This is a genomic window from Vibrio sp. Y42_MX_L11 (assembly GCF_024181785.1).
Taxonomy (GTDB): domain Bacteria; phylum Pseudomonadota; class Gammaproteobacteria; order Enterobacterales; family Vibrionaceae; genus Vibrio; species Vibrio diabolicus.
In genome coordinates, this window is the sequence record NZ_JAMZAP010000012.1 from 106,815 (window position 1) to 130,829 (window position 24,015).

Annotated in this window: 23 protein-coding genes; 6 read left to right on the plus strand and 17 right to left on the minus strand. The window is 43.4% G+C overall.

From position 1 onward, the window contains the following. Positions 1 to 129: 129 nt before the first annotated feature. Positions 130 to 1,767, minus strand: coding sequence for an electron transfer flavoprotein-ubiquinone oxidoreductase (locus NL643_RS13760; protein ID WP_253644617.1), 1,638 nt, complete (start codon positions 1,765 to 1,767; stop codon positions 130 to 132). A gap of 156 nt (positions 1,768 to 1,923) precedes the next feature. Here NL643_RS13760 and NL643_RS13765 point away from each other — a divergent pair, with 156 nt between their 5' ends. From NL643_RS13765 to NL643_RS13775, 3 genes are all read left to right on the plus strand, one after another. Next, positions 1,924 to 2,676 carry an electron transfer flavoprotein subunit beta/FixA family protein gene (locus tag NL643_RS13765; protein ID WP_253644618.1) on the plus strand — a complete coding sequence of 251 codons (753 nt, stop codon included), beginning with the start codon at positions 1,924 to 1,926 and terminating at the stop codon, positions 2,674 to 2,676. Next, on the plus strand, positions 2,673 to 3,599 hold the full coding sequence (locus NL643_RS13770; protein ID WP_253644619.1) for an electron transfer flavoprotein subunit alpha/FixB family protein: 927 nt from the start codon (positions 2,673 to 2,675) through the stop codon (positions 3,597 to 3,599). Before NL643_RS13765 ends, NL643_RS13770 begins: the two co-directional genes overlap by 4 nt. A gap of 86 nt (positions 3,600 to 3,685) precedes the next feature. After that, on the plus strand, positions 3,686 to 5,713 hold the full coding sequence (locus tag NL643_RS13775; protein WP_253644620.1) for an acetoacetate--CoA ligase: 2,028 nt from the start codon (positions 3,686 to 3,688) through the stop codon (positions 5,711 to 5,713). Positions 5,714 to 5,891: 178 nt separating this feature from the next. Here the strand turns inward: NL643_RS13775 and NL643_RS13780 are convergent, their stop codons facing one another. Both NL643_RS13780 and NL643_RS13785 read right to left on the minus strand, forming a co-directional pair. Continuing rightward, a complete protein-coding gene (locus NL643_RS13780; protein ID WP_074190707.1) occupies positions 5,892 to 7,442 on the minus strand; it encodes an alpha-glucoside-specific PTS transporter subunit IIBC in 1,551 nt (516 codons plus the stop codon). A gap of 55 nt (positions 7,443 to 7,497) precedes the next feature. Further along, the gene (locus NL643_RS13785) at positions 7,498 to 8,826 is read right to left on the minus strand and encodes a 6-phospho-alpha-glucosidase (protein WP_006741068.1); all 1,329 of its coding nucleotides are present in this window, start codon (positions 8,824 to 8,826) and stop codon (positions 7,498 to 7,500) included. Between the two features lie 180 nt (positions 8,827 to 9,006). Between NL643_RS13785 and NL643_RS13790 the strand changes: the two genes are divergently transcribed. Beyond that, positions 9,007 to 9,714 carry a GntR family transcriptional regulator gene (locus NL643_RS13790; protein WP_053307578.1) on the plus strand — a complete coding sequence of 236 codons (708 nt, stop codon included), beginning with the start codon at positions 9,007 to 9,009 and terminating at the stop codon, positions 9,712 to 9,714. 19 nt (positions 9,715 to 9,733) lie between these two features. On the opposite strand, the gene mnhG is transcribed toward NL643_RS13790, so the two are convergent. The 9 genes from mnhG to NL643_RS13835 all read right to left on the minus strand — a co-directional run bounded on the left by mnhG (position 9,734) and on the right by NL643_RS13835 (position 17,806). Then, complete coding sequence (gene mnhG, locus NL643_RS13795) at positions 9,734 to 10,027, minus strand: monovalent cation/H(+) antiporter subunit G (protein ID WP_253644621.1); 294 nt, start codon at positions 10,025 to 10,027, stop codon at positions 9,734 to 9,736. Next, positions 10,027 to 10,305, minus strand: a complete 279-nt coding sequence (locus NL643_RS13800) for a cation:proton antiporter (protein ID WP_005392606.1) — start codon at positions 10,303 to 10,305, stop codon at positions 10,027 to 10,029. Before NL643_RS13800 ends, mnhG begins: the two co-directional genes overlap by 1 nt. Further along, positions 10,298 to 10,774, minus strand: coding sequence for a Na+/H+ antiporter subunit E (locus NL643_RS13805; RefSeq protein WP_253644622.1), 477 nt, complete (start codon positions 10,772 to 10,774; stop codon positions 10,298 to 10,300). Before NL643_RS13805 ends, NL643_RS13800 begins: the two co-directional genes overlap by 8 nt. Further along, complete coding sequence (locus NL643_RS13810) at positions 10,771 to 12,267, minus strand: Na+/H+ antiporter subunit D (RefSeq protein WP_253644623.1); 1,497 nt, start codon at positions 12,265 to 12,267, stop codon at positions 10,771 to 10,773. Before NL643_RS13810 ends, NL643_RS13805 begins: the two co-directional genes overlap by 4 nt. Continuing rightward, positions 12,264 to 12,617: a Na+/H+ antiporter subunit C gene (locus NL643_RS13815; RefSeq protein WP_182032890.1), complete on the minus strand. Its 354-nt coding sequence runs from the start codon at positions 12,615 to 12,617 to the stop codon at positions 12,264 to 12,266. Before NL643_RS13815 ends, NL643_RS13810 begins: the two co-directional genes overlap by 4 nt. After that, positions 12,617 to 15,286: a hydrogen gas-evolving membrane-bound hydrogenase subunit E gene (mbhE, locus tag NL643_RS13820; protein WP_253644624.1), complete on the minus strand. Its 2,670-nt coding sequence runs from the start codon at positions 15,284 to 15,286 to the stop codon at positions 12,617 to 12,619. The genes NL643_RS13815 and mbhE overlap by 1 nt, the downstream gene beginning before the upstream one ends. 166 nt (positions 15,287 to 15,452) lie before the next feature. Beyond that, on the minus strand, positions 15,453 to 15,644 hold the full coding sequence (locus tag NL643_RS13825) for a hypothetical protein (protein ID WP_005392611.1): 192 nt from the start codon (positions 15,642 to 15,644) through the stop codon (positions 15,453 to 15,455). A 110-nt stretch (positions 15,645 to 15,754) separates the two neighbouring features. Further along, positions 15,755 to 16,690 (minus strand): universal stress protein, encoded by a 936-nt coding sequence (locus NL643_RS13830; RefSeq protein WP_005392612.1) that lies wholly within the window; start codon positions 16,688 to 16,690, stop codon positions 15,755 to 15,757. Between the two features lie 396 nt (positions 16,691 to 17,086). Further along, positions 17,087 to 17,806 carry an SDR family oxidoreductase gene (locus tag NL643_RS13835; protein WP_253644625.1) on the minus strand — a complete coding sequence of 240 codons (720 nt, stop codon included), beginning with the start codon at positions 17,804 to 17,806 and terminating at the stop codon, positions 17,087 to 17,089. Between the two features lie 135 nt (positions 17,807 to 17,941). Here NL643_RS13835 and NL643_RS13840 point away from each other — a divergent pair, with 135 nt between their 5' ends. Continuing rightward, complete coding sequence (locus tag NL643_RS13840) at positions 17,942 to 18,850, plus strand: LysR family transcriptional regulator (protein ID WP_253644626.1); 909 nt, start codon at positions 17,942 to 17,944, stop codon at positions 18,848 to 18,850. Between the two features lie 90 nt (positions 18,851 to 18,940). On the opposite strand, the gene NL643_RS13845 is transcribed toward NL643_RS13840, so the two are convergent. Beyond that, a complete protein-coding gene (locus NL643_RS13845) occupies positions 18,941 to 19,714 on the minus strand; it encodes a helix-turn-helix domain-containing protein (protein WP_253644627.1) in 774 nt (257 codons plus the stop codon). 99 nt (positions 19,715 to 19,813) lie between these two features. Between NL643_RS13845 and NL643_RS13850 the strand changes: the two genes are divergently transcribed. Further along, positions 19,814 to 20,950 (plus strand): multidrug effflux MFS transporter, encoded by a 1,137-nt coding sequence (locus tag NL643_RS13850; protein ID WP_253644628.1) that lies wholly within the window; start codon positions 19,814 to 19,816, stop codon positions 20,948 to 20,950. 116 nt (positions 20,951 to 21,066) lie between these two features. Here the strand turns inward: NL643_RS13850 and NL643_RS13855 are convergent, their stop codons facing one another. The 4 genes from NL643_RS13855 to NL643_RS13870 all read right to left on the minus strand — a co-directional run bounded on the left by NL643_RS13855 (position 21,067) and on the right by NL643_RS13870 (position 23,978). Next, entirely contained in the window at positions 21,067 to 22,170 is a 1,104-nt protein-coding gene (locus NL643_RS13855; RefSeq protein WP_253644629.1) for an alpha/beta hydrolase, read from the minus strand. 223 nt (positions 22,171 to 22,393) lie between these two features. Next, positions 22,394 to 22,804, minus strand: a complete 411-nt coding sequence (locus tag NL643_RS13860; protein WP_006741077.1) for a hypothetical protein — start codon at positions 22,802 to 22,804, stop codon at positions 22,394 to 22,396. Positions 22,805 to 22,905: 101 nt separating this feature from the next. Next, positions 22,906 to 23,397, minus strand: a complete 492-nt coding sequence (locus NL643_RS13865) for a hypothetical protein (RefSeq protein ID WP_253644630.1) — start codon at positions 23,395 to 23,397, stop codon at positions 22,906 to 22,908. A gap of 8 nt (positions 23,398 to 23,405) precedes the next feature. Next, positions 23,406 to 23,978, minus strand: coding sequence for a DUF1629 domain-containing protein (locus NL643_RS13870; RefSeq protein ID WP_253644631.1), 573 nt, complete (start codon positions 23,976 to 23,978; stop codon positions 23,406 to 23,408). Positions 23,979 to 24,015: the final 37 nt, after the last annotated feature.

The window sequence follows — 24,015 nt, forward strand, 5'->3', positions numbered from 1 at the left end:
TACGTAAACGTCAATTTAAAATCAGAATAGTGCTTGAAAGATTAAGTTGCAATCGAGTTCATCGAGAAAGATTTGAACTAACGCAAACTTTAAGTAAATAAATTGTTAATAAAAATTATTCTCAGGCGACTACATATTCGGATAGTTAGGGCCACCACCACCTTCCGGCGGTGTCCAGGTAATATTTTGACTTGGATCTTTGATGTCGCAGGTCTTACAGTGGATACAGTTTGCCGCATTTATTTGTAGCTCTGGCTGCTGATCCCCCTGTACGATTTCATACACGCCAGCCGGGCAATAGCGCTGTGCTGGCTCTGCATATAACTCAAGATTCTGCTCGATGGGAATGCGCTGGTTCGCCAAACGTAAGTGGCACGGCTGATCTTCCTCATGGAAGATATTGGATAGATAAACAGAAGAGAGGCGATCGAAACTTAACACGCCATCAGGCTTCGGATAGACAATTTCATTGCTGTTTTCCGCCAATAACAGAGACTGATGATCGGGCTTATCACAGCGGATATGCCACTTAGCTTTACCTTTTAACACGTTATGTTCCAGCAGCGCTAAGCCACCGCCCAGCCACGATCCAAAGCGGTGAATGCCACTTGAGAAGTTACGTGCTTGATAAAGCTCTTCATACAGCCAAGACTGTTTGAAGAGCTTTTGATAATCAGCAGTAACTGACTGACTCTCAAGGGCTTCACATACTGCTTCGGCGGCAAGCATGCCTGATTTCATTGCGGTGTGCGTGCCTTTAATTTTAGCGCCGTTAAGCGTTCCTGCATCACAGCCAATCAACAAACCACCAGCAAACTGTTGCGTGGGAAGCGAATGGAAACCGCCCTTGGTGATCGCTCTTGCGCCATAACTAATGCGTTTACCATTTTTGAGGTATTGCTCAATCAACGGGTGATGTTTAAAACGTTGAAACTCATCGAATGGACTCAAGTGCGGATTCTTATAATTCAAGTCAACAATCAACCCAACGGCAACTTGGTTTCCCTCTAAATGGTAGAGGTAACTGCCACCTGTGGCTTCGTTTGATAACGGCCAACCTAATCCGTGCACTACTAAACCTTGCTGATGATGCTCTGATGGGATTTCCCACAACTCTTTAAAACCGATAGCGTAATGTTGCGGTGTTTTCTCTTCAGCAAGATTAAATCGTTTAATCAATTGCTTACCAATATGACCCCGCGCGCCTTCAGCAAATAAAGTAAACTTCGCGCGCAGCTCAATACCAGGCTCGAAATTTCCTTTTTGTTCACCATTTTTGTCTAACCCCATGTCTCCCGTGACCACACCACAAACACGACTATCTTCACCGATGATCGCTTGACTGGCGGTAAAACCTGGGTAGATCTCCACCCCTAAGTTCTCGGCCTGCAACGCCATCCATCGGCATAGACTGCCCAAGCTGATAATGTAATTACCGTCGTTATGTAACGTGTTAGGCACCGCCCAAGAAGGCAGCTCATGACCATTAATTTCATTGCCTAGATAGTAGGTTTTATCTTGGTTTACTTTGGTATTGAGCGGTGCGCCTTTTTCCTGCCAATAAGGAAACAGTTCATCCAAACTTCGCGTTTCAAACACTGCACCCGATAAAATATGCGCTCCAACTTCAGAGCCTTTTTCTACCACGCAAACAGAGAGGTCTTGTTCTTTTTCTGCTGCTAATTGTTTGATTCGGCATGCCGCAGACAAACCTGCGGGACCAGCGCCTACAATCAGAACATCAAATTCCATGCAGTCTCTTTCCATGATTGCATTCCTTTTTCTTTGCATGTTGCCAACTTGTTAAGCAACAATATATTTAAAGTTGACGCAAACGTAAAGGTAAATTAACATCATTTTAAAGACGTCATCACATCGTCTTCCCTGTAAACACATAGTCTTCACTGTAAAAAGGAATCTAACGTGAAAATACTAGTGCCAATCAAAAGGGTCATTGATCCCTACATTAAAGTTCGCGTGAAAGCGGACCATAGCGATGTTGAAACCAATAACGTCAAGATGACGATTAATCCATTTTGCGAAATAGCCGTTGAAGAAGCCGTACGACTAAAAGAGCAAGGTATTGCAGATGAAGTCATCGTTGTCAGTGCTGGCGGTAGCCAATGTCAGGAGCAACTACGTACCGCGCTTGCATTAGGCGCCGATCGCGCTATTCATGTCGATACTGAAGACAAAATAGAGCCATTAGTCGTCGCTAAGCTGCTCAAAGCTCTGGTTGAGCAAGAACAAGCACAGCTTGTGATTACGGGTAAACAGTCGATTGATACCGACAACAACCAAGTAGCTCAGATGTTGGCAGCCCTACTTGACTGGCCTCAAGCAACTTTCGCTTCCGACGTTAAGATAGAAGATCAAAAAGTTCAGGTCGTGAGAGAAGTGGATGGCGGCTTGATGACGGTCGCGATGAACTTACCTGCTGTGATCAGTACTGACTTACGCCTGAATGAACCGCGTTTTGCCTCTTTGCCTAATATCATGAAAGCCAAGCGCAAGCCGTTAGATACAATCACACCTGACAGTCTGGGTGTTGAAGTGGTATTTAGCCAAACCATTCAAGAAGTCACACCGCAAGCGCAAAGAAAAGGTGGTATCAAGGTTGAATCTGTCTCAGAGCTTCTCGATAAGCTGCGTAACGAAGCGAAGGTGATTTCATGAAGAACTTAATCATAGCAGAGCATGACAATAACCAATTGCATGCGGACACACTCAAAGTGGTTAATGCAGCAAAACAAGTCAGCCAAGACAATGTTTTGATCGTAGTAGGCCACCAGTGTGAAGAAGTCGCTCAGCAAGCTTGTCGCGTTGATGGTATATCAAACGTAATTTGTGTCGATGATGAGCAACTTAAGCATCAATTTGCCGAGAGTATCGCACCTATTGTAGTGAGTATTGCTGAAGGTTTTGACGCAATCTGGGCTAGCTCATCATCAAAAGGGAAAGATCTTGCACCGCGAGTAGCAGCGAAGTTCGGCGTTGGGCAAATTTCCGATATTGTCCAAGTTATCGATGAAAACACTTTTATCCGCCCTATTTATGCAGGAAACGCATTTGCCAAAGTGACCACCAGCGACAAGGTTCGCGTCGTCACCGTGCGCGCGTCTGCGTTTGAGCCGGTTACTTGTCACAACCAAGCTGATATCGAGCATCAGCAGGTCACTATCTCAGACCCAATGGTTGAATTGGTTTCTGTTGATAAAACCGTGTCAGAGCGTCCTGAATTAAGCGCGGCAGAGGTGGTTGTGTCAGGTGGACGCGGAGTCGGTAGCAAAGAAAACTTCGCGTTGATCGAACAAGTCGCCGATAAACTAGGTGCTGCCATTGGCGCTTCTCGCGCGGCGGTTGATGCAGGGTTTGTTGCCAACGATTTACAAGTGGGTCAAACCGGTAAAATCGTTGCGCCTAAGCTTTATATTGCAGTTGGGATCTCCGGTGCCATCCAACACCTTGCAGGAATGAAGGAATCCAAAGTGATTGTCGCGATCAACAAAGATCCAGAATCTCCTATCTTTGAAGTTGCCGACTATGGATTGGTTGGTGATTTATTTGAGGTACTACCTCAGCTTGCCGAACAACTTTAAACAATCAGATAAAGGGCGAACACTGCTATGTTCGCCCCTTTATTTTGTTTTGGTCATATTCAAAAGAATGGAAATTAGAGGGACCTATGCCAAATTCTGCACTTATTTGGTCACCATCTGCTGAGCGCGTCAGCAATAGCAACTTGTTACGGTTTATCGAGACGGTTAATGCGCACCAAACCGAAGATATCTCAATCAATGATTACGCGTCTTTGCACCAGTGGTCCATTGAGCACAATGATGAATTTTGGCGACATACTTGGCAGTTTTGCAACGTAATCGGAGATATGGGTTCGCAAATCAAGAGCCTTGGCAGTCCCAAATGGACACAAACAGGTTCTAATCATCACCATGTAAATAGAGACACAGTATGGTTTGCTGACGCCACGCTGAACTACGCAGAGAATCTCCTATCTCAGGCTGAGCAATCACCAGAGCGCGAGTTTATTGTTTTTAGCAATGAACGCGGTGAACACAAGCAGTTCACTGGTACACAGTTGCTCGAACAAGTGTCTGTCGTTCAGCAATGGCTAATCACTTGTGGTGTTGGCAAAGGCGATGTCGTTGCGGGTTATTTGCCCTACCTTCCAGAAACCGTTATAGCCATGTTGGCTACTACCAGCCTTGGCGCCATTTGGACTTCAACCTCTCCTGATTTTGGTATCGATAGCGTCGTAGAGCGTTTTGGTCAGGTCAAACCGAAAGTTCTTTTTTGCTGTGATGGCTACCAGTTCGGAGGCAAAGCTTTCGATATGACGGACAAAAACACCACTCTTAGTAGTAAGTTAAGCAGTACCTCCGAAGACGCTACTATTAGCGTATGCCAAATCGAATATTTACAAAATGCTAAGAATGCTAGCACTTCTGACTTTGTGTATTGGTCTGATATTACTCACCACTTTTCTCCAAAACCAGTTCAATATCAACCAACACTGTTTAATGACCCGTTATTCGTTTTGTATTCTTCTGGTACAACAGGTCAACCTAAGTGTATTGTCCATTCCGTGGGCGGTACCTTGCTCAATCACCTCAAAGAACATCAACTACATTGCGATATCAAACCACAAGACAAGGTTTTCTACTACACAACATGTGGCTGGATGATGTGGAACTGGCATGTTTCAGCACTTGCGAGTGGTGCTACCTTAGTGATTTACGATGGTAGTCCGGTTTACCCTGATCACTCCGTCTTATGGCGATTAGCGGAAGAACATAACGTGTCACTGTTTGGTACGTCAGCGAAATACTTAGAGGCACTGGAGCATGCGAGTTACTCTCCCAAGTCAGAACATGACCTGAAATCACTCACAACCCTGTGTTCGACTGGCTCAGTGCTTTACCCAGAACAATTTAATTATGTCTATCAGCACATCAAGCAGGATTTACATCTAGCTTCTATCGCTGGCGGCACCGATATTTGTGGGTGTTTTGTACTTGGAAACCCTATCTCACCAGTTTACAAAGGCGAATGCCAAGGTTCAGGGCTTGGAATCGACGTGCGTGTTTTGGACGACGAGGGAAATGCGATTACAAAGCAACGCGGCGAACTAACGTGCAATAACTCGCTACCTAATTTCCCTATCGGTTTTTGGCACGACGACGGCGAACGCTATCACAACGCTTATTGGAGCAAGTTTACTGATATCTGGCACCACGGCGACGATGTGATGCAAACCGAACATGGCGGTTTTATTTTTTATGGTCGTAGCGATGCGACATTGAATCCAGGCGGCGTACGAATCGGCACCGCTGAGATCTATCAGCAAGTGAACGCGTTACCCGAGGTCGAGGACTCCATCGCCGTCGGCAAGTTAAACCAGCAGTCTGAAGAAATCTGGTTACTAGTAAAACTCGCTCACGACGTCGAGTTAACCCAACAACTCACCGATTCAATTCGCCAAACATTAAAAACAAAATGTTCACCGCGCCATGTACCACGCCAAATTTTTGCTATCAGTGATATTCCTAAAACACGATCAGGAAAACTGGTCGAACTAGCCGTGAAACAACTGGTGAACGGGCAAGCTGTGAAAAATATTGGTGCTATTGCTAACCCAGAAGTGCTGGAAGAAATTAAAACGCTTTTCAACATAGAAGGCGCCACTGTCACTTAGAAACCCAACAAGTCTTCCAACAATACAGGCGGGTATAACCTAACTGTATTTTTAGCTCGCTCGATAACTCCTCCCCACTTTTGTGGAAACTGAGCGAAATATGCTTCATGTACACAAAAAAGGTGAGATAATTCTATCTCACCTTTGAACCATATGAGCTGGAGCATTAGTTTGGGGGTTAAGCTTTTATCAGTTGGCTCATATCTTCGCGAACTTGTGGCACCGTTAAACCAACGATGATTTGAAGGCTCTCTTGATTTCTAACAATATTCACCGCTCCGTGCTGTGTGAAAAATGCGTTCTCCTTTACAAGGGAGACATCTTTAACTTTAACACGCAGACGCGTCGCGCAATTAGTTAACAATTCAATGTTTTCTTTTCCACCCAAACCTTCAATAAAGGCACTAGCTTGTGACGGACTTGCGCTACTGTTGTGGACCGCTTTCGCTTCTTTGTAGTCAGTTTTGGAATACAACTTACTATCTGCACCTTCACGTCCCGGAGTAAGTATGTTGTATTTTAAAATAAGCGCGCGAAACGTCACAAAGTAAACACCAGTAAACATGAGACCAATAATAATCTGAATCACGTATGTTCCCGCATGGTTACCAGCCAAAGGCAACCAGTTTTGGAAAATAAAGTCTATCAAGCCAGTCTGAAAGTTACCGGAAACACCAAACATAAAGGCGATCGTTGCCATTGTCGCAGATAACAACGCATGCAAAGCAAACAGCGCAGGTGCGATAAATAAGAATGTAAACTCTATTGGTTCAGTGATCCCTGTAAGAATTGCTGTGATTGCGGCTCCGAGCACTAACCCCATCACCATCTTTTTATTTTCTTTTTTCGCAACTGAATAAAGTGCTAGTGCGATACCCGTACAACCAAACACTTTACCCATTCCCGTCAACATCAAACCACCTTGGGGAAATTGTGTCGTTAAACTTTCCGAGCTCTGGGCGAATGTCTGTATATTTTGAATCCAATAGGCAACCGTCCCGCCATCGACTGCAACTGGCCCATAAAAAACGGGACCATATACGAAATGATGCAACCCCGTTGGTATCATGATTCGCTCTAAAAACGTAAATAGCCATACCCCTAAAGATCCAGCAGAAACCAAAAATGATTGCAGATTGTTAATACCATGCTGAATACTTGGCCAAGTCAAACAAGTTAGAATTGCCATCACGACCATAATTGGGAAACTAATGATCACAACCAATGGCGTTCCGCCAAATACAGCCGCCCAATCCGGTAGCTTTTTATCAAAGAATCGGTTGTGAACCCAAACAGAAAGACTTGCAATTAAAATGGCACCTAGCAAGTTTGTATCAAGCGTTAGAATGCCACCAACTTCAGTCAAACCTCGCTCACCTTCCGTATAGTTAACGCCCAGTTCTGGTCCCCAAAATTGAAGGATTCCACCAATAACGTAGTTAAACGTAATGTAGGAAACGAGTGTTGCAAGTACAGCGCGACCAGATGCTTTTTTAGCTAAAGCGATAGGTAACCCAACGGCAAAAATAAGTGCCATATTTTTAAATACGGCGAGTGATGCCTGTAAAATGATCGTCGAGACTTTAACCCAAGCACTCCCCTCCAGTGCCCAAGGAAACACTTCTTGATTTAACAGCACAACGGAGAAACCCAATAACATGCCCGCTGCTGGAAATAATAGAACGGGAACAAACATCGCGGCCCCGAACCTTTGAATAATGTCTTTCATATAAACCTCTTGTTTCATTCACGGAGCCTACAAGTAGGCCCCGAACGTCCAGTTGTTATTGAAAAAATTGAGGAAGGTAGGCTTTATTTTCTTCTAGTAATTGTTTTGTTATTTCTTTAGCTTTTGGCACATTAACCACGGTACGGTTAAGTGTGAGTGCATTAATCAGCTTTTGCTGACTTCCTTCGTACCAAGCATCCACGACTAATTTCTCGTAACCAAGTTGGCTCTCAATCATGGCTTTTTGGAAAGTTGGGATTTTTCCTACAGTAAAAGCTTTCGGTCCATCACTAGTTAGCGCTGCAGGAACTTCTACCATAGCGTCATTTTGTAAGTTTGTAATAGCACCATTATTCGGTACGATGACGAGATATACATCGCTCAAGTTGTAGGCTAGCGAAGCCGCGACTCTCACCATGTATCGACCATGGATATCGGCATGCAGTGTTTCGTGCTTCGTGGTGCCCGCTTCAATTATTCTTGCGTTCAATTCGAACACTCGCTTCTCACGGCCGTTAATTACCTGCCTTGCGCGAGTATTGTTGATATCCTCTTTCGCCACCATTTTTTCAGGGTACAAATAGTATTGAAGATACGTATTCGGCAAAAACTCTGGATTATCAGCAAGCATCGTTCTCATGTTTTTGAATGTGGCTTGCCACGATGGGTCATCCGCTATTTCCGCATCAACCGCACTGATCCCTTCTTTTAAGATGATATTTTTAATTTTATCCGTTAAGTCATAACCCTGTTTGTTACGAATTTTGGTAAACCAGCCATAGTGATTAAGCCCAAAGTATTCAGGAACAAAGTCCCAAATTTCACACCCTAACAATTGCGCATAGCTGACCATAATCGCTGCTGGCATATCACAGATATTTAGAATTCGCTTATCATGCGGAAATTCACGATTTAAAGCTTCAGCGACAATTGCCGCCGGGTTGGTGTAATTAAGAATCCACGCATCTGGACACGTTTGTCGGATCTCGTTCACTAGCTGGATCATGTCGCCGATAGAGCGAAGTCCATATGCCATTCCTCCCGCGCCACATGTCTCTTGCCCAACACAAGAGTTGGATAGCGGGATTTGTTCATCGCGCTCGCGCATGGCCAACCCACCAGTGCGGATCTGGATAAAGAAAAAGTCCGAATCTGCGAATGCGACAGATTTATCCGTTGTATAAACAAACTCTTCAACTTCTGGATAGTGTTCTCGCAATAGAATTTCAGTAGCTAATGCATTCGACTCTTGGCGTTTTTCATCTATGTCGTAAAACACGACTTTTGCGAGTGGAAAGTTATCTTTTTCGGCAATAAGGCTGTTCATCATACCAAGTGTGTATGTACTGCCAGCACCAACAATCGTTAATTTTTGACGTTTCATTTCGCTACCTCAAATGTTTACCCTGGAAATGTATAAAATAAGTATTAATACTTTTATGATACCTTTAAAGTGTAAGCACAAAGATACGAGATAAAAATCACACAAAGATCCTAAGGAAAAGTATTAACTACATCTCAGATCACATTCTTGCTATCATGATCCAAGACTTAGCGAGGTATTATGAAACCCAAATACATAGACATTGCGGAACGATTAGAAAAAAAGATCAAAGATGGGGAACTACAACCTAAATCGATGCTTCCAAAAGAGAGTGATTTGCAAGAAGAGTTTTCCGTAAGCCGCGTAACCATCAGAAAAAGCTTACAAATTCTGGTCGATAATAATTTAATTAGTCGGACAAGAGGTAGTGGAACTTATGTAAACGATCTAAAAGCCCAACATGATGCCTTACATTTGCTGGGTTTTATCGAGGAAGTCAGTAAACAGGGGAAAACTCCTAGCTCTCAAGTCATAAAGTTCGAACTTAAAAAGCCGAATGAGCAGGTTGCTAAGCAGTTAAATCTCTCGCCCAATGATGATACATATGAAATACATAGACTCAGATGTATTAATGATGAGCCTGAAATTTACGAAGTCACTCATATGCCAGCAATGTTATTTCCAGACTTGAGCATAGCCATAATGAATGGTTCTAAATATGAGTACATTGAAAATAGCAAAGGATTGAAAATTGCGAAAAGCAGTCAGTCTGTCAAACCGTATTTGTTAGATGCAGAGACGGCCTCATACCTGAATGAATCAGAAGCTTCCCCTATTCTAAAAGTTGAGTCCACTGGTTACCTAGAAGATGGTCGTGCATTTGAATATACCGTCAATTACTTCCGACTTCATCAATACAGCTTCGAGTTTATTTCAACTAGGACGTAGTACTATTCGACGCTAATGGTTAATCATTGCGCCAAATTTTGTAGCCGACCTCTCGCATTGCTCTTCCGAGTAGGTGAGAGGCGACTGGCGCCGTGAGAAAGATAAACAACATCGTACCGATAACTCGGGAGATCACGGTGACTTCAGGAATTGAGAAAGCAACCGCTAGTAGTAAGCAACTAACCCCAACGGTACCGGCTTTGGTTGCGGCATGCATTCGGGTATATAGATCTGGCAACCGCAACACACCTAAACTAGCGCTTAGGATCAATAACGTCCCTAAACATAAAAACAGCCCAATCAACACATCCATTATTCTTTCTCCTTCCTTTTAACGATCAAACGTGCAAATGCGATTGTGCCAAGAAATGCTACCAAACCTAATGTAATGGCGATATCTAACAAGGCATCCTCACCACTGTCTAAGGTGTAAACCGTAATAAAACCGATGGTGATAAATGAAATCAAATCTAACGCCACAACTCGGTCAGCCAGCGTTGGTCCTAAAATTAAACGGAAGAAAGCCATAACAAAACTGAGTAATAGCCCTGCATAGGCAAAAGTGACACTTATTTGCAGCCAGCTATCCACGCGTCACCTCCAAAATTCGATGCTCTAATCCATTTTTAATTCCACGAATAACTGCTTCATGCTCAGGCGCAAACATGGCATGAACGATAAGATGCTTTTTATCAGGCGTAACGTCCAAACTGAGTGTGCCCGGTGTTAACGAAACCATATTCGCAAGTAAGGTGACTTCAAGGTCGGAATCGACGTCCAAAGGGACATAGACGATATCTGGCTGGCTCAAATGCGTTGGCGTCACAACATCCCACACGACTCTTGCAACCGATATGATCATTTCATAAGCGAAGTACACCAGTAACTTTAATGCCGACGCAAAACGTCGAAAGTAGCTGGTTTTTAATCCAAATGGTTGGCTCAACCGTAAGGCAAAAAAACCGACCGTAAATCCGACAATAAAATTCAAACTCGAATAACTGCCGTTTAACATCATCCATGCTAATGCTAAGAAAAGATTGAGGAATAGATAGATCATAAATTTCCTCCCAATACCGCTCGAATGTATTCATTCGGATTTAACAGTTGTTCAGCAGCTTGAACAGAAAACTGATAAAAAGGCTCCGCCACCAAGCCTATGATCAACGTGAACATGGTCAATACGGCAATTGGAACGCAATACAACCAATGTACTTTGACTTGCAGAGTCTGTTCTGTTCTCTCCCTAACCGGCTTTTTCCAGAATGCCTCACTCCAAATCTTCGTCATCGAGTAGACGGTAAGCAGCCCCACCAACAGCGCGGTACCGGCTAACCAGTAATATTCAGCCTGTAAACTCGATTTGATCACCAGAAATTTGCCCCAGAAACCAGAGAGCGGCGGAAATCCTGCCAGAGAAAACGCAGGGACAAGAAACAAGAACGCTAACCAAGGCATTGCTTTATATACCCCGCCCAAATGTTCAAGTTGACTAGAGCCATATTTGCGCTCAATAAAGCCACCGATTAAGAACAAATTCGCTTTTACAATGATGTGATGGACAATGTAGAAAATGGCACCAGCCAAAGCTAAGGGTGTGTAAATCGCCAACCCCATTATCATGTAACCTATTTGGCTAATGATGTGAAAAGAAAGAATTTTCTTAATATCGAATTGACTTGCCGCCCCCAAAACGCCCGTTAACATGGTGAGGCCAGCAATCCAAATCAACGTCGGCTGCCAACCACTCTCGGCGAGCGGAAATACTAATGTGAAGACTCGTATTAACGCGTATACGCCGACTTTAGTAAGCAACGCAGCAAACAGCGCAACCACACCACTTGGTAAAGTGTGATAAGAAGCTGGCAACCAAGCAAATAAAGGAAATAGTGCCGCTTTGATAGAAAAGGCAAACAAAAACAAGGCGGACAACATCATGTTGATGCTCAGTTCGCTCTCTCCCGCTTTGGTATAGAGATCGGCCAAGTTCAAGGTGCCCGTTGCGCCATACAACAAACCGATGGCAAGCAAGAACACTAGCGTCGAAATCAGGTTCAACATCACATACTTCACTGCCCCATCAATTTGAGTTTTCGTTGCATCTAATACCATTAAACCAAATGACGCGATGAGCATGACCTCGAACCAAACATACAGATTAAAAATATCTCCGGTGAGGAACGCGCCATAAACACCAGCAAGCAACACGTGCGTCAACGCATGGTAATTGCTATAGGAAGGTTTTCGGTGAAGGTCCGCCATGGCATAGAAAACACATATCGCACCAATCACTGCGGTAATCATCACCATGGCAACGCTGAAGTAATCTGCGACAAAGACGATACCAAACGGTGCTTGCCACTGGCCAAAAGCAACGGCTTGAATACCATTACTTATGATGTTTTCTGTGAGAAGGCCTGCGACGACAAGGTTCAAAATCACACTCGCGCCACTTAACCACTCAGCACTTTTTGTTGAGCGACGTACAAAGAAAATGGTCAGCGCCGTACTCAATGAAAGAACAACAGGTAACGTCAGCAAAATCGAACTCATTGACCCTCCTCAGAACGTTGCATTTCATCGACGTCTGCGGTTCCAGAATCTTTATAAGCTCGATAGAACAACATTAAAGCAAAAATAAGTAGCCCAAAACCGATGACTATCGCGGTTAAAATCAGCGCTTGAGGTAATGGGTTTGCCGCGCCATCTGGTGGAAAAAGTGCATTATCGCCAATCAATGGCGGCTCTCCAGGAGTCAGCCTTCCCGCGGTAAAAATAGCAAGGTTAACCGCACTGCTGAGTAACATGATACCGAACAAAAGACGCAAGATATGTTTTTCAAGCATTAAATAAACACCTGCGGCGACAAATACTCCAACGACAACACTCCAGACAATTTCCATCACTCTAGCTCCTCATTAATACGAAGCAGCATCCCCATCACGCCACCTATAACGGCAAGATAAACACCAACATCAAAAACCAACGGCGTACCCAGTGGTATCACATCTTTCCACCACAACCCGGTTAAAAACGGTTTATCAAACGCAAAGCTCAAAGCTCCTGATATCAAGCTCAATGCAATGCCAGATAACGCAATGAAAAACGGCTTGAAATACAATCTAGAACGAACGTATTTCGGTGATTCCGCGAACATGAGAAGCGATAAGCCAATAACGGCAATCAATGCACCAATGAAGCCACCACCCGGTTCGTTATGACCACGTAATAACAGATACACTGAGAACACGAGCATGAGCGCCGCGACGATATGTGCCGTGGTTGCAAAAATTAATGATTGAATACGGTTTTGCTTTTTCGCTCTTGTCTTAAGCAAGCTCACTGCTGCAATCCCAGCAATGACAACGACGACAACCTCTCCCAATGTATCAAACGCACGAAAGTCGACGAGAATGACGTTGACAATATTGCGCCCATGCCCGCCTGAGACACTATTTTCCGCAAAGAATTCCGACACCGATGAATCCATCGGCTGGGACGTGATTCCTAACAAGAGGAAAGTAATCGAAACACCTATCACGCCCGCTATACAAACATTCGCCAATTTGCGTTTTATTGAATGCTTGGGCACAGTGGTTAAACGCGGCATATGACGCATTAACAATGCTAAAAAGACCACCATTAATGTTTCCACTAACAGTAAAGTCTTCGCGACGTCCGGAGCACTGTAGATCATAAAAACAAGCGTGGTCATAAAACCAATCATACCTAGCGCAGAAATCGCAAGAAGCCTTGAGTGAGACAACGTACATACGATCGCTGCACCAATCAGCAATAAGGCAATGCCAATCTCATAGAAAGCCACTTTTGAAAGCTGCTCTAATAAAGGCAGAGGAATAAATGCTACCTGACCAAGTAAAGCGACGGCGAGTACCGCGAAAAATAGCAGGACATAACGACTCAACTTCTTTTGCTGCAACAGCGCCGTTTGCCACTTCGCCAGTGTCATCATGCCATCTAATAGTCGTTCAAAAACATTCTCCGCTTTGGGGACGAATAGATGTAACCGCTGAAAAAATGCAGACACAGTAGGATAAACACGGTACACCACATACCCCAATACTAGCGTGATAACGCTTAGGACCAGCGGTACATTCACACCATGCCATAATGATGTCGCTTTAATATCGGCTGCAGGCAGAATGTCAGCAGAGCCAGGAAAGATGATATTGTGATCTAACCAATTTAAACCGACTAGCGGAACGATGAGACTGCCAAGTGCCAAGAGCAAAGGCGAGAACCACATGGCTTTTTTTGTCTCAACTGGCTTCATTTCAATCGGCATGAGATCACGGCGAGCAAAGAATGGTCTCGCTATAAGCATAATGGTTAGCGCAACCATCAGTATATTCACGATTAAAAGTACAAAGGCGATCCAGTTATTGAGCTCTACGGCGGCTTTGTACATGTATTCTTTGCTCAAAAAGCCTAACAACGGCGGAAACCCAGCTTTCGACAATGCAGCCAAACTCCCCGCAACCATGCTGATGAAGAGCACTGACTTCAAGCCGTACAGTTGATCGATATCTCGTGTTCCTGTCGCTTTGTCGATATTCCCCACCACCATAAACAGCGCTGCTTTATAGAAAGAGTGAGCGAGAATAAACATCAATACTGCGCTCACGGCCAAATCTGTGCCCATACCTAGTAATAATGTTAATTTACCCAAAGCAACATTCGTGCTGTAGGCTAGCATCAGCTTCAAGTCAGTTTGTTTTAATGCGACAAACGTGCACCAAACGGCGGTGATACTCCCTGTGATCACTAAGGCATAAAACCAAACCTCGCTATGAGCATAAACTGGCGATAAACGCGCTAACAAGTAAATGCCCGCCTTTACCATTGTTGCCGAGTGTAAATACGCACTGACTGGAGTGGGCGCTGCCATCGCGTTAGGTAGCCAAAAATGAAACGGGAACTGCGCAGATTTAGTAAATGCGCCAAGTAGTATGAGCACTAGAGATGGCATAAACCATTCATGCTGCGCAATAGTGTCCGCCTGAGCGATGATCGTATGTAACTCATAACTCCCTGCCATCGCTCCCAACAAGATAAGGCCAGCTAACAACGCTAATCCACCAGCACCTGTAACGATCAACGACTGCAGTGCATTTTTTCGTGACGTTTTGTTTTCGTGATTAAAACCAATCAGTAAGTAAGAAGTGATGGTGGTGAGTTCCCAGAAAACAAATAACAACAGGATGTTATCGCTCATCACAATCCCTAGCATGGCAAGCATGAATAGGGTTAGGTATAAATGAAAGGAAAATCGGCTATCACTCTCTCGTAAGTAAGCCAAAGCGTATATTTGGATCAGTGCGCCAATCCCGCTGATCAGCCCGGCAAAAAGGAATGACAGACCATCTAACCTAAAGCTGAAGTTAATATCGAGGCTAGGTATCCATTCCGCATTCCAGCTTACGCCTGCGGGTGTGTAGATGTAAAAAAGAAAAGAGAAGATTAAAATTGGCAGCACAGGGAAAATCAGTAAGACCAACTGATTATCGGGATTTTTCGGCAGGTTTTCTTTACCCGTTATGCTATTCAACATCGCAGCCCATTCATTTTTATAAGAAAGTTCGCCCTATTTGGCGCAAAGATAAAAAGCTCCACTTGATTGTTTTAGCCCAAGTATTTCAAAAAAGATCATAAAACCAAGGGATAAGTAGCAAACAGCAATCACTGAATGCTACTTAAAGGAACGTTAATACAAACAGCTACTTGCTGTCCGCTACGGTGTAAGAACGTAGATCACTACTTACGTGTTCTCGACTGAATGTGTATGGATTATCGTCATCAGTTAACTCGAACGCATCGTAGGTGCAGTCACCGATATCATTTCTCGGACAAACATAAACGTTCGAACGTTCTATCATTTCTGTGTGGCATTTCGGGCATAGGTTTTTCATGTCACTCTCCTCTGATAACTTATTGATACACTGATAATTCCATGTTCTAGAACTCCGTCTCCCTCCTTTACCTAAAACAACCACTTAAACCCAGGTTTGTTACACACCAATTACTGAATCGGCGATACAAAACCATCGGGCTTAAGAGCGACCAAACTACAGTTTATAGATTGCAAAATGTTTTCAGCCGTATTACCAATGACGTAGCCAGATATCCCTGTTCTCGCTAAGGTACCCATGACTAGAACGTCCACTTCTATGCTTTCTACGTAATCCGGGATTTTTTCATCAGGCTTTCCGTGTAAATGATGAATCACAATTTCACCCGTAATCCCCGACTCTTCCAGCAGTTGTTGTAGAGCTTGTTTATGATCGGCTTTTGCTTTGTCGAGTTCATGTTTCAACTCAGCATCGTCGACTTGAATCCAAGCATTGTCATGTAGGTAATTCTCTAAGTAATATTCCCAGCAAGAAATCACATGTAAACGACTGTCACAGGTGTCGGCTATTGAACGAGATAATTCAAGTAAACGCACCGCTAATGAGTGCTGTTCATCGCTCGCCGTTAACGGATCTATAGCAACAGCCACACGGCGTTTGTCTCTCGGCTTATCAATCGGTCGGTGTAACCATAATGGACAAGGACATTTGCGTAACAGTGTCATATCAATGGCTTTGAAGCCTTCAGCGCCTTCACCGAGTGGTTCAGCTTCTTTGATGATAAGATCTTTGTTGTCAGCTAATGCTTCTTTAATGATACAGACAGCGGGTTTTTCACTGCTTTTCACAGTAAGAGGAAATGCCAGATCATCTTCAGAAAGATCGAGCTTCTGTCTGTATTCCTGAATGCTTTGTTTGAGGGAGTCTTGTAGCGATTGCTCATAACTTTGCTGATACTGGAGCATATCCACGGGGAAATCGGGGCACGCAATTAGCCCTGAAACAGGTACTTTGTTGCTGGATGCGATCCTCATCGCTTGTTCGAGCGCCTCACTATGACCAGGCAATCCTTGTGTTGCAAAAAGTATGTTCGCGAATCGTTTCATACACACCTCCTTGTTTGGTTAAATATTAACCACCCACAAAGTATAATACCTAACGGATAATTGTAACGGCTTGTGACGTTGATGAAATCAATTCTCATTAAGCTATGGATATTGCTTCATTTTGCTTTACGTCACCTTCTCCTTTTCTTTACGACTGTGGCCCGCTGACCCCAATAGAGCTACATACTAAAAATTGAGACCAAATAAAAACCCAAATTACTCAAAGTTTTTTCTCACCTTGAGTAACTTGGGTATAAGCAATAACACACTTAGGCTACGGACTTAAATGGGTAACCTAAATTTTCATACGACTTAGTTGAAAGATGCCATATCAATCACGAATCGGTGTGCAAATATTCACAGCCCTAATGATCCAGAAGTCGCTGTAAATTAATGTTAAGGTTGCTGTTTTGTCGGTGCCAAAGCAATTTCGCGAACACATACACCTTGCGGTTGCTGATAAGCAAACAGCACTGCTCGTGCAATATCATCGGCTGCCAACACGCCCCCCATATCCTCTTTCCAAGCATCATAGCCATCTTTAATATCTTGGGACGTAGTATGTGAAAGTAATTCAGTTTCCACAGCGCCAGGTGCAATAGTCGTAACGCGAACATTCGATGATGCGACTTCTTCACGTACGTTTTCAGAAATCGCATGAACCGCAAATTTGGTACCACAGTAAGCGGCATGATCAGGGAATGTTTTCTTGCCCGCAATAGAGCTGATATTAATGATCGTACCACTGTTGCGTGCTTTCATCGGTGCTAAGACGGACTGCATACCATTGAGCAAGCCAAGTACGTTCACATCAAACATGCGCTTCCACTCCGATGCGTCCTGAGTATCTATCTGGCCTAGAAGCATAACGCCTGCGTTATTTACAAGTGCATCTACCGGACCATACAACGCTTCTGCTTTCTCAATTGCCGCTTCAAAAGAAGCTTTATCGGTCACATCTACCTTTTCACAAAGCGTATTTGGTAAGTTTAATGCTTCTAAACGTTCTACACGTCTTGCTAACAAAAGAAGAGCATGGCCCTGTTCGCTGAAATGACGTGAAATCGCTTCACCAATGCCTGAACTAGCGCCTGTAATAACAATTAACTTTTTCATTTTGAATCCTTAATAGAACGGTTTACCTCAATGGCGATAAGTTTAAGAAAACTTTGTTTGTTGATATATACCGACCTAGTTGAAACACTGTTGTTATACTGCAACAATACTTTTTTGAATTACGCAGAAGTCATCATGCAAACACACATCAACCTTGCGGATATCCGCTCTTTCGTCCTAATCGCTCAACTAGGAAACTTCACGAAAGCAGCAGAGCAACTTGGCGTTTCTCGCTCACACGTTTCACGTCAAATAACAAATCTGGAACAACAGATTGGTGCCACTTTGCTACAAAGAACCACTCGAACACTGAAGCTCACCGAAGCAGGCAAGGTTCTGTATAAACAGTGTGAAACCGCCCTTCACAATATTGATCAAGCTGTTATGGCAGTGGTTGATGATGTAGAAGAATTAAGAGGCGAAATTCGTATCAACTGCGTGGGGGGTTATTTAGGGGAAGACGTTGTCGCAGATATCGTTGCTCAGTTTCTAATCCAACACCCACAAGTGAACATTAACTTAGATTTTAGCAGCCATCGTGTCGATTTAATCGCAGATGAATTCGATATCGCTTTTCGAATGGGAAAGTTAGAAGACTCCAACTTTATCGCTCGCAAACTGATCGATGTGGAAATGGGGACGTACGCAAGCCCAAGCTATTTAGAAACACATGGCTACCCTTCGCATCCAAAAGACTTAGAAAATCACGTTTGTTTGACAGGCAGTGTGACTCGGTGGGCATTTGAGGATACGAATACAAAGCAGTCGACGGAGCACCAAATACGTGGGCAGTTACGATGTAAAAGCGGCAGAGTAATGATAAAAGCAGCCTTGGCGGGAAATGGGATCATCCGTGTGCCAGCACTTTATTGCCAACAAGAACTCCAGACAGGCAAGCTAAAAGAAGTGTTTACCGACTGGAGCATTCCGAGTGTGGAGTTTTCACTTCTTTACCATCACGACCGACATCAACCAAAACGCATCCGAGCCTTTGTTGATTGTGCTACTCAATATTTTCGTCAGCTGCCGAGTAAACACAAGTAACGTGCACGTTGGTATCTCTCTATGTACGCTTCATAGGCTGAGCCTATGAACCTAGGATTTGTTCTAGAAAGAGTGTGAGTATTTTGATGCTTAGGGCTTGGTTTTCATAAACGTCAGAGGTGTTTGCCCAGTTTGCTTTTTGAAAAATGCAATAAAAGCACTGTCTGACGAAAACTCCAGCCAATCAGCAACGGCGCTGACTTGCATTCCCGTAGATAACAATTCAACTGCTTTTAAGAGCCTCCACTGTTGACGCCAATCTTGATAATTCATACCCGTTTCCGACTTAAATAATCGTGTTACCGTCTTGGTGCTTGCCCCAACTTTGCTTGCAAGAGTAGTAAGCGAAGGAGCTAGAAATGAAGGTTCAACCAACTCTCGACGAAACGTTGTTAAGCGCCGATGTGATGGCAAAGGCAACTGAAACGAATAACGTTTCGCAGCATAAAACTCCTCCCAAAAAAGCGCCGTCGTATTTACCATCTCGCCGCTAGGCTTAGCCCACTCCCAAAATGAAATTTTATCAATAAGAGCTTGGAGTAAATTATTCACTTCTATCATCGTGATCTTACTCGGACAGGCAAACTCCTCACAATCAAAATACAAAGATCGATACGCAACCACATTCGTCATTAGTGCGCGATGCGGCGTATTAGGTGGGATCCAAACCGCCTTTGTCGGTGGCAAAATACAAATCGAGTCTTCCAGAGCAAAACTCATACAACCTTGAGGTGCGTACAACAATTGCCCTTTCTTGTGCTGATGCATACCCGAGTCGTGCTTGCCAATATCCGCAGCAATTCCCACTACACAATTAGAAATTTTGTCTGCGTCAAACTGTGTTTCTTCGTCAATAAGTGCCATTTTGTCCGAATATTGATGTATTTGGTTTTTATGTTGTTATTGGCTCAATCATAGCCTCATTTATACTGCCCGCCAACTTCATTAACAATGGGTAACAATATGAATACTAAGCCCTCTTTATGGCTCATGCTGGTTATGTTGATGTTTCCGCAAATTGTAGAAACCATCTATAGCCCAGCGTTGAGCTCAATCGCTCTATCATTTGATGTAAACCACGCACAAGCAGCACAAACACTGTCGATTTACTTCCTAGCGTTTGCCATTGGCGTTGTAGTTTGGGGAGTGCTCGCAGATAAACTGGGAAGAAGGCCTACCATGCTTATTGGGCTCTTTATCTATAGTTGTGCGTCTTTACTCGCAACTCAAACCGAGAGTTTTGCTGTTGTCATGGCAGCGCGAGCCCTGAGCGCATTTGGTATCGCGGTAGGTTCCGTTGTCACACAGACCATGCTTCGTGACGCATTTGATGGTCAAGAACTGAGTAAAGTCTTCAGCTTAATGGGGATGGGTATATCAATCAGCCCGGTAGTTGGCATGCTATTAGGCGGGCAGCTTACAGCGCTTGGTGGATACCGTTATGTGTTTTTCGCTTTATTTTTAATCGCGTTAGTATTGCTCGCTTATAACGTTATTAAACTTCCTGAAACACAGAAGGAACAGACACCAGTACGGTTGCATCAACTTAGCTTGAAAATGCTAAGAGACGCGCGAATTTGGCGCTCAGGATTACTGGTTGCTTTGTATAACATTGCTCTATTTTCTTATTACCAGCTTGGCGCATTTACTTTCTCAGCACTTGGGTATAGCTCCGAACAATTTGGATACAGTGGCATGGTACTGGGGTTAGGCACTCTGCTTGGGAGTTATTTAAACAAATCCCTAGTGTCTAAAAATGTTCGAAAAAACCAACTACTTTGGCTCTCCGCAGTATTGCTTAGTTTGGGATCAGTCGGTGTGTTGATTCTGAGCCAATCAATCTGGTTTGTTGCTCCAATGATGTTAGTCGTCATGTCGTATGGGATTGCGATACCCAACATACTCAGTGATGCACTCGTTGATTATAAACAACAGGTAGGTAGCGCAGGTGCTTTATTTGGGCTCATGTACTACATCATGATCGGGACGGGATTAGCGATGGCTGGAACAGTACAAAACTTAGGTGTCGTTCTATTAGCATGTAGCTGTTTAGCGATTTTATTAGCGTTTTCTACAAAACAAGTTCATACCGACTTGTGAGTATAATAATGAAATACTCTCCGTAATGGTTCACCGAGAATCTAGAGAATTTTTCAATCAATAGGAACTGAGGAGCACAATAGTAACCGCTCCTCAGTTGTCTTCTAGAGGGCGATCTAAACTAAGTTAACCTTAAAGAAGCTCTCTAATTTATCAAATGGGATCACATCCAATTGATCATAGAGATCCGTATGATTCGCATTTGGAATGACCATCAATTCTTTAGGCTCTGCCGCCGCTTCATACGCCGTTTCACTGAAATAGCGAGAGTGCGCCTTTTCGCCATGAATGAACAACACTGGGCGTGGAGCTATCTCTTCAATGTAGGTCAGAATTGGCATATTCATAAACGACAGCGGCGTTGTGAGTGTCCATGCTGCATTTGAATTAATGGCTCGTGGATGAAAGCCACGTTCAGGAGACTTGTAATAGGCTGCATACTCAACAACAAATTGGGGCTCACCTCCAACTAACTCAAGCGATACTGGCCCGTAAGTAGGCGTTCCATTTTCGGCATCTTCCCATCGTTGCAGGCTTAGCTGCTCTAACGTTTGCGTGCGCTGTTCAAACGTCGTACTGTCGTTATAGCCTTTAGACATTACACGGGTCATATCATACATCGTACTGGTTGCGACTGCTTTGACGCGTTTATCTGTAGCAACTGCGTTTAACTCCATGCCGCCCCAACCACATATGCCTATCACACCAATTTTCTGACGATCCACGTCTTTCTGTAGGCCAATAAAGTCCACAGCTGCGCTAAAGTCCTCTGTATTGATATCAGGTGATGCAACGTTTCTTGGTTCACCACCACTCTCTCCGGTATACGACGGATCAAACGCTAAAGTAATGAAGCCTCGCTCGGCTAATGTTTGAGCATATAACCCTGAAGACTGCTCTTTCACAGCGCCAAATGGACCACTAATGACGATAGCCGCAAGCTTGCCACTTTTATTTTTAGGTTTATAAAGATCCGCTGCCAACGTGATGCCATAACGGTTTTTAAAACTCACTTTGCGATGTTGAACTTGGTTACTTTTCGTAAATGTTTTATCCCAGGTGTCACCAAGATTTATTTGCGTCTCAGCTTGAACGGAACTCGTTGAGAGCGATCCGACTCCCATAGCAACCACGCTGGTACCCGTCATTTTCATCATATTGCGACGACCTTCATCAGGTTCATCTTGGTAACTTGCTTGATTGTCGTTCTGGCTTTTCATGGTAGACACTCCTAATTAACGTAACACACGATGAGTACAGTACGCGGAGGCTTTATCGCTCCTACTTTACTGACACGTACATTGTTGCAACTTTCGTATTTTTTCGTTAACCAGATACTACGCATTGCTTGCCTAATCTTCCGAAGATTGGTCTAAACCTCTTCTAACGTTAATTAAGGCGTAAATAAAAAGCGCCTGTCGGCGCTTTAATTATCTATAGCTCTTATTGCCATGTTGGCTCGCCAAACTCTTCACAACGTTGCTTGTCGTAATTTTCAATGCGCCCGCGTTTACCTACAAACTGAACCTGAACAACCATTCCAGCTTCAACATATTCACTGAAATAATCGCAAGAAACACGAAAACTAGTATCGCGTATCACAATTGGTACCCATTCATAGCCGCCGCTGCGTGGTAAGTAAGACTTGAAGGTAATGACCCCATCATCTGAAACGTTGATTTCTTCATCATATTCATTCAACTTATAAAAGCGTTGTCCATCAAACTCTGCCTTTGCTTTTTCAATTATTTCCTTCGTTGCTGTCGATTGCATCGGCGTATTTGACACCAGTTGACACCCAACAACAGATGTCAATACGGACAAAGCCAAAGCGAGTTTAGTTATTTTATTCATTTACCTAACCACTGTAGAATTATTCAACACTTACCATTTTAAAAGGAGGGAGACCATACTTTATTTTTAATAAAAGAAAAAGCGCCTTTCGGCGCTATTAATTATACATCTCTTATCCAAACGTCTTTGACGTCTTTTTTAAGAAGGTCAATCACACTTTGGTGAATGAAAACGAAGCCAAAATCTTCTTCTAGTTTAAATATTAATCGTTCTTCTAAAGGAATATTTTCTAATTTAGAGAAGTCAAACTTTGTTGATTCGATATCTAACCAGCTCAACATACCGTATTGTTTTTCTTTGTCCGTCAATTTATAAGTTTGATGGATATAAGGCATTCGATAATCTTCGTAAACTTTAATTTCATCATCAGATGGCTGGCTTGGGGAACAATCCACTCGAGCGTCTAACCACTCTACTCCGTGTACGACCAGTTTCTCTACTTTTGACGCAATATCACTGATGATAAATAGCTTTGGAGAAAAGGTCATTTCCAAAAGCAGATCAGGCTCTACTGGCACTATTGGCTTAGGGCTTTGCTGGAATGGGAAGTTACCTAGGTCTTGTTTAGTTAGTAAATGATATTGTTCTTTCATTTTAAGCCTCAGTACTTTGGTACTTCCTTATCACAATCCAATTTAAAAGCTCTTAAATCACTAAATGATTCAGTGCCACTCACAAGATCAAAAATTTCCTCACAGAAAATTGTTGCGGTCTCTGCCCCTTTAACGCGGAACAAAACTCTATTTTGAAGAGGGATTTTTTTTAATTTCTCCTCAGATAAATAAAGTTCCATAACTAACATCTTATTTCTCTTGGGTGACTTTCTCATTCTAGATTTAGATTCATCAATAACATCTAAAACATTATTTAGTGCCAACAAATAACGACTTGATAACGAGCCATCTGGTAATCTAAGTTCTGCGGGGTAACATTCGATCCCATAAGGGTCAAAACTCATCACCAGTTCAGCGAACTCCTTACTAACACAGAGATCACCATTATCCGCAATATTACCTACACCTTTAATAAAACCATCCGTAGATTCCCAAACAATAGGCTCTAAAGAGCTTGTGGGCTCAAATTGCGCTTTGCTATATAATGGCTCTCTAGTGTCAATACAAACAAAACTTGTTGTAGACTCATGAAAGTTTTCACTGATTATTGAAAAGTTCATAGTTTTAATATTTTACGTTCACTTGCATTTCTAGAAT